Here is an 8,797-nt window from a genome sequence, read left to right as displayed (position 1 = left end):
GACCGTGATCGTTATCAACCAGAACATTCAATCTTGTCCTCCCCAGTGATCAACCGTTTTGCCTGACGACCATAGCGGTCTGGAACCACCTGATCCCATCCCGAACTCAGAAGTGAAACAGACCAGCGCCGATGGTAGTGTGGCTTCTGCCCATGTGAGAGTAGGTCATCGTCAGGCTCCTAAATAAAACACCCCCGACAGCGTAGCTGCCGGGGGTTTTTTATTTGGGATACGGGATCTGCTGTCCACTACACGGCCCCATGTGACAAGGCGTGCCATGCACGCCGCAGGACGCGGGAGCGCAGCGACGGCGGGCCCGAAGGGCCGAGCACCGACAGGTGCGAGCATAGTAGGTCATACCAGCGCAAAGCGCTGGCCAAGGCTATTGCCTCACTTCCGCTCTGCCAGGAAGCGAACGACCGGGGCGTCTCGCCCCGGGCCGGGAATCGTCAGCAGTGCGAAGCACTGCCTTCAGGCTACTCCCTCCCCACCTCCACCAGATCCACCAGACTCCCAACAATCTCCTGCATCACCGTCAACTGCCCATTCACGCTTTCCATGACCACGGACAGGTCCCTGAGCTCCATGCCAAACAGCAACACCACCCCGGTCAGTCCAGCCACACTGCCCAGTGTCAGCCATTTGAGGCGCCGATGCCTCAGATCCAGGTGTTCCTGGTGCAGGGCTTCCATCCTGGCCAGGCTCTGACGCAGGTGGCGAAGCTCGTCGTGGGTCTCCTCGTAGGCAATTTCCAGGGTCGCCAGACGCCCGGTCATACGGCGGGTGCTGCTCTGCTCGGTGAGCTCCTGCCCTGACTGCCCGATTGGGAACAGGCCCGCCTCGGCGGGCTCATCGGCGAGGATGGCTTCGATGGTGGTAAGCAGCTGGTCCCGGTCCACCTGTTTGCCGATGACGCCGGCGGCGCCGTGGGCCTTGGCGTCCCGGCGATAGCGCTCGGCGCTCTGGGAGGTGTACATGAAGACCGGAATGTGGCGAAGCTCCGGATCCGCCTTGATGGCGTCGAGGGCCTCAAAACCGTCCATGCCGGGCAACAGGTGGTCAAGGAACACCAGGTCAAAGGTTTCCTGGCGCAGTCTTTCCAGTCCCTCTTCCGCGGTGGCTACGCCGCGGCTGCTAAGATCGGCTCGCTCCAGTAGCCGGGCCAGGATGATACGCGCCGTCGATGAGTCGTCGACGATCAGGGCGTGACCTCGAGCCATGGGTTCTCTCCGTGAAGTTACGGCCGCCTTCCATCATGGCAGCCAGATCTCGAACACGCCACCGCCCAGGTGGCCGTCGTTGTGGAGCTTGATAAAACCGCGGCGATCACCGTCCCGATGAAGTCCGGCCACCGACGAGGCAAAGAAGAGTCCCAGGCTGGTGCTACCGGTATTGAAGTCCAGGGATTTGAAGCTGACGGTGCCGGCTTTCTGCATGTGCTCCGGGTAGCCATCACCATCGTCCTCGACACCGATGACGAGAAAGCCGTCGCGCTGCTCGGCGGTGATCAGGATGCGGCTCTTGGTGTAGCGAATGGCGTTGTTGATGGTGTTGTTCAGCACCCCGGCCAGAAGGTCTTCGTCAAAGAACCCGGAGATGTCCTCGGCATCGATCCGGCAGTCCAGGTCGTGCCCCTCCAGCAGGGGACGGTGGCGGGCCAGTTGCTGTGACAGGAAATCCGGTACGAACTGCTCTTCGGCGTGGGCGGAAAGAGTCTGCTCCCCGAGCCGATACAGCCCAAGCAGCTGCACCAGGTCGCTATGGACCCGCTCAGCCTCGTACTGCAGGGTGTTGAAGCGCTGGGAACCGCCGAGCTCGCTTTCGTACTCCTGGCGCAGGCCATCGAGGGAATGGAGCAGCATGCCCAGGGAGTTCTTCATGTCATGCACCGCGGAGGCGATGATCATCGAGAAGCTGACCGGGCTTTCCGGGTGATCGCCGGTCTTCGGGTTCTTGGGTTCACTCATGGCTCAGGCTATCCAGTTTCTTGCGCAGGGTGACCAGCCGGCGGTACTGCCGGTGCTGCTCTGGCAGGTTGTCGAGGGCCGTCAGGCAGCGGCGGCTCTCGGCGATCAGTTGTGGGTCGCGGTTGCCCTCCGCCATCTGCTTCATGCGAACCTGTACGAGATTGAGGTTCAGGGCTGCGTGGGTCGGCACGATCTCCAGGGCCTGGCGGAAGGCAACGGCGGCGGTTTCCAGCTGGCCGGCCTCAAAGGCTTTTATGGCCTCCCGGTTCAGGGCCCGGGCCTGGAGCTTCTGCTTGAAACCCACCGGCTCGTCCAGCAAGGCCTCGATTTCCTGCAGGATCTCCGGCTGGCCCTCAAATCGTTGCGCCAGTTCTCCCAGCAGGGCTTCGGCTTCCTTGTGGCGGTCCAGACGGAACAGGGTGCGGCCCAGCTCCAGCCCAACCTCGGCACTGACGGTGGCCGGGTCTATCTCGGTCTGGGCCTGCTGCAGGCAGGCGACGGCATTGTCGGTCTGTCCCTGGCCGGCATGAACCCGCGCCCTGACCAACAGGCTGCGGGTCTGGGCGCCGGGCGTGTCGGCAAAGCGCTTCTCCATGCGGCTCAGGACCTGCAGGGCCTCGGTAGCCTGCTCACGGGCTTCCGAGCCTGTCTCGGCCTCACTGATGTCCGCCAGGGCGCTGCCCAGGGCCAGGTGGTGATCGGCACTGTCGTGGATCGAGTGGGTGCCCAACTGGACGGTCCTGCGCCAGGCCTCGGTGGCACGGTCGATGTCCTGGTTGGTGGTTGCCAGCTGGGCCAGCTGCCGCTGCCGCAGCAGGGCGTTGGGGGAGAGCTCCGAGGCCTTCTCGAGTATTTTCTGGGCCTGGCCGGGCTTGCCCTGGCGGGCGAGGGCATCGGCCAGGGTGTCGTAAGCCTCGATGAAATCCGGATGGCTGTCGATCAGGGACTGGAGCTCGCCGACGGCCTCGTCCAGATACTGTTCGGCCAGAAGTACCCGGGCCTTGCCCAGGCGTGCCCAGGAGAGATCCCGCTGGGCCAGGACCTCGTCGTAGATCTTGCGGGCGTGACCGAAATCCCCCATCTGGAAATACAGGTCCGCCAGGGTTTTCATCAGCCAGGTCTTGTAGCGCGGCTGCTTCGGGATGGCCTGCAGGCAGAGCGAGGCGGCCTCCGGCAGGTTCTCCCGGTCGATTTCCCGGTTGATGGGCAGCAGCGCATTGCGCTGGTCCACCAGACTGCCCAATCGCTTCTCCAGCATGGCCCGGTTGATGGGCTTGGTGAGGTAGGCATCGGGCTGATACTCACGGGCCCCCATAACCATCTCCTTGGAGGTTTCCGCCGTCACCATCAGGAACAGGGAGGTGCGCTTGAGCAGTTTCTTGTGCCGCAACTCCTCGAGGATGTGCTGACCGCTCTTGCCTTCCCCCAGGTTGTAGTCACACAGGACCACATCGAAATGGTCGTAGGTGCAGCGCTGGATCGCGGCGCTGCCGTTGGACACCAGCTCAATATTCTCCACGCCAAAGCTGCGCAGCATCTGGCGCATGGACAGGCGGAAGTTCTCGAAATCGTCCACCACCAGGTATCGCAGCTTGTGGAAGTCGTGCTGTGCCGGGATTGAGGGTGCTGAAGTCATGCGGTTTTCTGTTTAAGCAGTTTGTTGACAAGGGCGCGCAGTGCCGCCGGCTTCAATGGCTTGTAGAGCACTTGGTAGCCCCGCTCCCTGGCATCCTCCCGCACTTCCTGCCCCATGTAGCCGGTGATGAGAATGCCCGGCAGGTCCAGGTCAAACTGCTTCCTGATGGCGTCCATGGCATCCAGGCCGTTGCGACCCTCATCCAGCTGGTAGTCCGCAAGCATGATGTCCGGGGCCTCTTCATCCAGTTGATCGACGGCATGCTCCAGGCTCTCGGCCAGGGTTACCGTGCACTGCCAGTTGCCCAGAAGCGCTGCCATACCTTCGAGAATATGGACATCGTTGTCGATACACAACACCTTGAGGCCACTGAGATTCGACAGCCCCCGGGCGGTCCTGGCCGGACGCATGGCGAAGTCGTCCATCTGCAGCTCCGGTGCGCAGCGCGGCACGGTGATGCTGAAGACGCTGCCCCGGCCCTGCACCGAATGTACATGAACCGGATGGTTCAGCATGCCGCTGATGCGGTCGACGATGGCCAGGCCCAGCCCCAGGCCCTTTTTGTCGCGGCCATGCTGGAGGCGCCGGAACTCCTCGAAGATCTGGGCCAGCTGGTCCTCGGGTATGCCCGGTCCGGTATCCCATATCTCGATCCGCAGGTAGCCTCTCAGGCGGCGGCAGCCCAGCAGGATACGGCCCCGCGGTGTATAGCGAATGGCGTTGGACAGGAAGTTCTGCACTACCCGGCGCAGCAGTTTGGCGTCGGACTCCACCCAGGCGCTGCTGGGCACCAGCTCCAGAACCAGGTTCTGCTCGGCGGCAATGGCGGAGAACTCGGTGGCCAGGTGCTTGAGCATGTCGTTGACCGGGAACCGGGTGATCTTGGGCTCCAGCGCGCCGGCGTCCAGCTTCGAGATATCCAGCAGGGTGCTGATGATCTCCTCGGCAGCCCCCAGGGAGCTGTCAATATGCTGCACCAGCTCTCTCGCTTCCGCCGACTGGGGCTTGCCGCTGAGGGCGGAGGTGAACAGCCGGGCGGCATTCAGTGGCTGCAGCAGGTCGTGACTGGCAGAGGCCAGGAAGCGGGTCTTGCTCTGGTTGGCCTGCTCCGCCACCGATTTGGCCTTGAGCATCTGCTCATTGAGCACCTGCAGCTCCTGGGTTCGTTCCTTGACCCGCTGTTCCAGGTAGATGTTGGTCTCCTTCAGCGCCTGCTCGGTTCGACGCATGGCGGTGATGTCCTGGAAAGTGGTGACGTAACCACCACCGGGAATGGGGCTGCCGTCGATTTTCAGGACTGTGCCGTCGGGCCGGTGGCGCTCGTAGGACATATGCTGGCCGCCCCTCATGCTCTGGCACCGTGCCTCGATGATCTCGTCCACCTTGCGGGCCGGCAGGTTGGTGGTGGTGAGGTTGTAGCGCATCAGGTCTTCCACCGAGCGACCGGCCCGTACGAAACCCTTGGGGTAGGAGAAGAGCTCCAGGTAGCGCTGGTTCCAGACCACCAGCTGTTGCTGGTTGTTGACCACCGACACCCCCAGGCTGATGTTCTCGATGGCCGACTGCAACAGCTCCCTGCTGAAGGTCATGGCCTGGGAAGCCTCGTCGACGATGCTCACCACATCCTCGATCTGCATGTCGCGGCCGGTCAGGGTGGACTCCAGCACCACCCTGGCCGTTGAGCTGCCGATCACCGAGGCCAGTTGCCGCTCGATGTATTTCATCAGGTGCGCCGACGCCGGCCGCTGCGGCGACAGCCGGATGGCGTTGCGGCGCTCGTAGTTGCGGAACAGGGCCTCGGCCCGTTCCTCGCCCATGAAACGGTCCACCAGCGCCTGCAGGTCGGCAGTCATGACCTCGCCCTGCCAGGCATGCTGCTGCGGTGACTCGGGGCGGGGCTGGGGATCCTGGAAGAAGGACGCGATCTGGATCTTCTCTCGCACCCGCTGGCGAGTCAGCAGCGAGAGGGTGATGAAGGTGAGGGTGTTGAGCCCCAGGCTCCAGATGATGCCATGGCTGACGTGGTCGAGTTCCAGCCCGAACAGCGCCGTGGGTCGGGTCCAGCTCAGGCCCCAGAGGCCCTCCTCGATCAGCCTCTCGCCCAGCCAGCCGGTGGATGCCAGGGCCGGCAGCAGCAGGGTGTAGCACCAGAGCGCGAAGCCCAGGCCCAGACCCCAGACCGCGCCGGTGTGATTGGCGCGGCGCCAGATGATGCCACCGACCAGGGCGGGCCCGAACTGGGCGGCGGCGGCAAAGGAAAGCAGGCCGAAAGCGGTGAGGCTGTAATCCGCCCCCGCCATCCGGTAGAACCCCCAGGCGCTCAGCAGCACCACGAAAATGGCCACCCGGCGAATACTCAGGAGCAGGAAGCTCAGGTCCGCCCGTCGGTTCATACGGGGCCGGAAGAATTTCAGCAGCGCCGGCATAATCATCTCGTTGCTGACCATGGTGGCGATAGCCACCGAGCATACAATCACCATGGCCGCCGCCGCCGACCCGCCGCCCAGGAAAGCCAGGATCGCCAGCCACTCCTTGCCGGCCAGTATGGGCAGGCTGAGGATGAGGGTGTCCGGGTCGGTGCCGGCAGCCGCCGGCATCAGCAGCCCGGCGCCGGCAATGGGGAGCACAAAGGCGCTGGCCACCACCAGATACACCGGCATGGCCCAGCGGGCGGTCTCGAAGTCCCGGTGGTCGGTATTCTCTACCACCATGACGTGGAACTGCCGGGGCAGGCACATGATAGCCAGCATGGCCACCAGGGTCTGGGTGATAAAGGCGGGCGCCTGCACCGCGTCCGTGGTCAGGGTACCCATCAGGCCGGCGGCGGAGATGCTGCCGAACAGGTCGCCCAACCCGCCGTAGAGGCCGAAGGTGACGAACAGACCCACCGCCACGAAAGCGACCAGTTTGATGACCGATTCGAACGCCACCGCCTGGATCATGCCGCGGTGGTGCTCGGTGGATTCCAGGTGGCGGGTGCCGAACAGCACCGTGAAGATCGCCAGCACGATGGTGATGTACCAGGCGGAGTCGGTCCAGAAACTTTGGCTTGGCTGGCCGGGGGCACTGCCGGTGGTGGACAGCACGCTGAAGCCCATGTCGATGGCTTTCAGCTGCAGCGCTATGTAAGGGACGCTGCCCACCAGGGCGATAAACGCGATCATGGCCGCCAGGGACTGGGACTTGCCGTAGCGGGAGGCGATGAAGTCGGCGATGGAAGTGCTGTTATTGCGCTTGCTGATATAGATGATGCGCCGCAGTAGCGGAGCGCCAAAGACGAACACCAGCAGCGGCCCCAGGTAGATGGGCAGGAAACCCAGGCCTTCCTGGGTGGCCCGGCCCACCGCGCCGTAGAAGGTCCACGAGGTGAAATACACCGCCAGGGAGAGGGCGTAGATCTGGGTGCGGGCAAAGCGCTTGCGATACAGCGTCGGGTGCTTGTCGCCGGCCCAGGCTATGGTGAAGAGCAGGGAGATGTAGGCGATGGAAATCAGGACAAGCAGCCATACGCTGAGCATAGACAGACTTTCTCGCGTCGCGGACCGGAAGACAGTACCAGTGTGATTGTTATCGTTCTTCTGCTAACGGCCCAGTGTAACGGGACCGCGGGCGTTTGGGGAGGTCTCACCCTTGCCGCAGCGGCAGGGCGGGGCACCGGCCGATGGGCCGGTGCCCCGGTTTAGCGGCAGACAGCCTGCCTGAGGGTGTTATCGGGGGCCAGTTTGCGCATCTGTTCGGTCAGCGGCATACCCTGGTCGGTGACCGGCACCAGTTCCCCGGTGCGGCAGTTGGCCAGGTGGATACCCTCGGAGACGCGGCCACCGTAGGTATGGCGGAAGCGGTAGAGCACGAAGCGGGCGACCTCACCCTCGCTGGTTGACTGCCGGCGGATGCTCTCCCGATCCAGAACCGTGAAGCTGGTGATCTGCGGGAGCACGTAGCTCCACGGGCGCCACCAGGTGGTCTCAGACTGGGTACTCACCACCATGGCTTCCGAGGGCAGGCGGGATTTCATGTGGTCAAACCAGGTGTACTCGATGTAGACCTGGTAAGCCATCATACCCAGGCCGGCGAACACCGGAATCAGCCATTTCGGCGCTTTCTTTCGTGTCAGTGACCGTATGGCCAGGGCGATACCGGCAGCGCCGAGACCGGCGAAAACCGTCGCAACCAAATTCCAGAACATAGTGTTACCTCAAAAAAACGGGCCTCCCCGAGAGGAGGCCCGTTCTGGATCAACCTTTACAGACCGAAATCTGCATCAGGTTTGATTATGGCTCAGTGGCCGGTGGCCTTGCCAGCGCCACGGGGGTAGCGCACGTTTTCCACCAGCTCCTGGATTTCAACCGGCGGCTCTTCAGTGGCGTTGGAGACCACGAAGGCGACGATGAAGTTGAAGATCGCACCAATCGCGCCGATGGACAGCGGGGAGATTCCAAGTACCCAGTTGTCCGGCGTGTTGGCCAGGGTGTTGGTGCCCGGGATGAAGAACCAGCCCAGGTAGGTGAAAATGTACACCAGGGTGAAGATCAGGCCTGCCAGCATACCGGCGATGGCGCCCTTGTTGTTCACCCGCTTGGAGAAGATACCCATCATCAGGGCGGGGAACAGTGACGCTGCCGCGATACCGAAGGCCAGTGCCACAACCTGGGCCGCAAAGCCGGGTGGATTGGCGCCCAGATAAGTGGCCACCGCGATCGCAATCGCCATGGATATCCGTGCGGCCAGCAGCTCGCCTTTCTCCGTGATGTTGGGGTTGATGGCACCCTTGATCAGGTCATGACTGACCGCCGAGGAGATCGCCAGCAACAGACCGGCCGCCGTGGACAGCGCTGCCGCCAGACCACCCGCTGCGATCAGGCCGACAACCCAGCCCGGCAGGTTGGCAATTTCCGGGTTCGCCAGTACCAGGATATCCCGGTTGTAGCTGAACTCGTTGCCTTCCCAGCCCCGTGCTTCAGCGGTGGGCTCGAACTCCGGCGTTTCGTTGTAGTACTGGATGCGGCCGTCGTTGTTCTTGTCCTCATAGGTGATCAGACCGGTTACTTCCCAGTCACGGATCCACTGGGGACGATCCTCGTACTCGATGGCCTGTTCTGTCGGGCCATCCGGGTAGATGGTAGTCATCAGGTTCAGACGGGCCATAGAGGCAACAGCCGGCGCAGTCAGGTAAAGCAGGGCGATGAACACCAGG

The 8,797-nt window shown here is 63.2% G+C and carries 6 protein-coding genes and 1 rRNA gene; 1 reads left to right on the top strand and 6 read right to left on the bottom strand.

What is annotated here, in order from left to right:
* Positions 1-61 precede the first annotated feature (61 nt).
* Positions 62-177, top strand: a 5S ribosomal RNA gene (rrf, locus tag R3175_RS17610).
* A 299-nt stretch (positions 178-476) separates the two neighbouring features.
* Here rrf and R3175_RS17605 read toward each other — a convergent pair.
* From R3175_RS17605 to R3175_RS17580, 6 genes are all read right to left on the bottom strand, one after another.
* Positions 477-1,220 (bottom strand): response regulator, encoded by a 744-nt coding sequence (locus tag R3175_RS17605; protein WP_318945654.1) that lies wholly within the window; start codon positions 1,218-1,220, stop codon positions 477-479.
* Positions 1,221-1,253: 33 nt separating this feature from the next.
* Positions 1,254-1,967: a HAMP domain-containing sensor histidine kinase gene (locus R3175_RS17600; RefSeq protein WP_318945653.1), complete on the bottom strand. Its 714-nt coding sequence runs from the start codon at positions 1,965-1,967 to the stop codon at positions 1,254-1,256.
* Entirely contained in the window at positions 1,960-3,603 is a 1,644-nt protein-coding gene (locus R3175_RS17595; RefSeq protein WP_318945652.1) for a response regulator, read from the bottom strand. The genes R3175_RS17600 and R3175_RS17595 overlap by 8 nt, the downstream gene beginning before the upstream one ends.
* Positions 3,600-7,121 (bottom strand): PAS domain-containing hybrid sensor histidine kinase/response regulator, encoded by a 3,522-nt coding sequence (locus R3175_RS17590; protein ID WP_318945651.1) that lies wholly within the window; start codon positions 7,119-7,121, stop codon positions 3,600-3,602. Before R3175_RS17590 ends, R3175_RS17595 begins: the two co-directional genes overlap by 4 nt.
* Positions 7,122-7,282: 161 nt before the next feature.
* On the bottom strand, positions 7,283-7,789 hold the full coding sequence (locus R3175_RS17585; protein ID WP_318945650.1) for a hypothetical protein: 507 nt from the start codon (positions 7,787-7,789) through the stop codon (positions 7,283-7,285).
* Between the two features lie 92 nt (positions 7,790-7,881).
* Positions 7,882-8,797, bottom strand: a 916-nt coding sequence (locus tag R3175_RS17580) for a VC_2705 family sodium/solute symporter (RefSeq protein ID WP_318945649.1), incomplete at its 5' end; no start/stop codon positions are given.

This window comes from Marinobacter sp. (genome assembly GCF_033722735.1).
GTDB lineage: Bacteria > Pseudomonadota > Gammaproteobacteria > Pseudomonadales > Oleiphilaceae > Marinobacter.
This window is presented reverse-complemented; position numbering and strand designations above follow the sequence as displayed.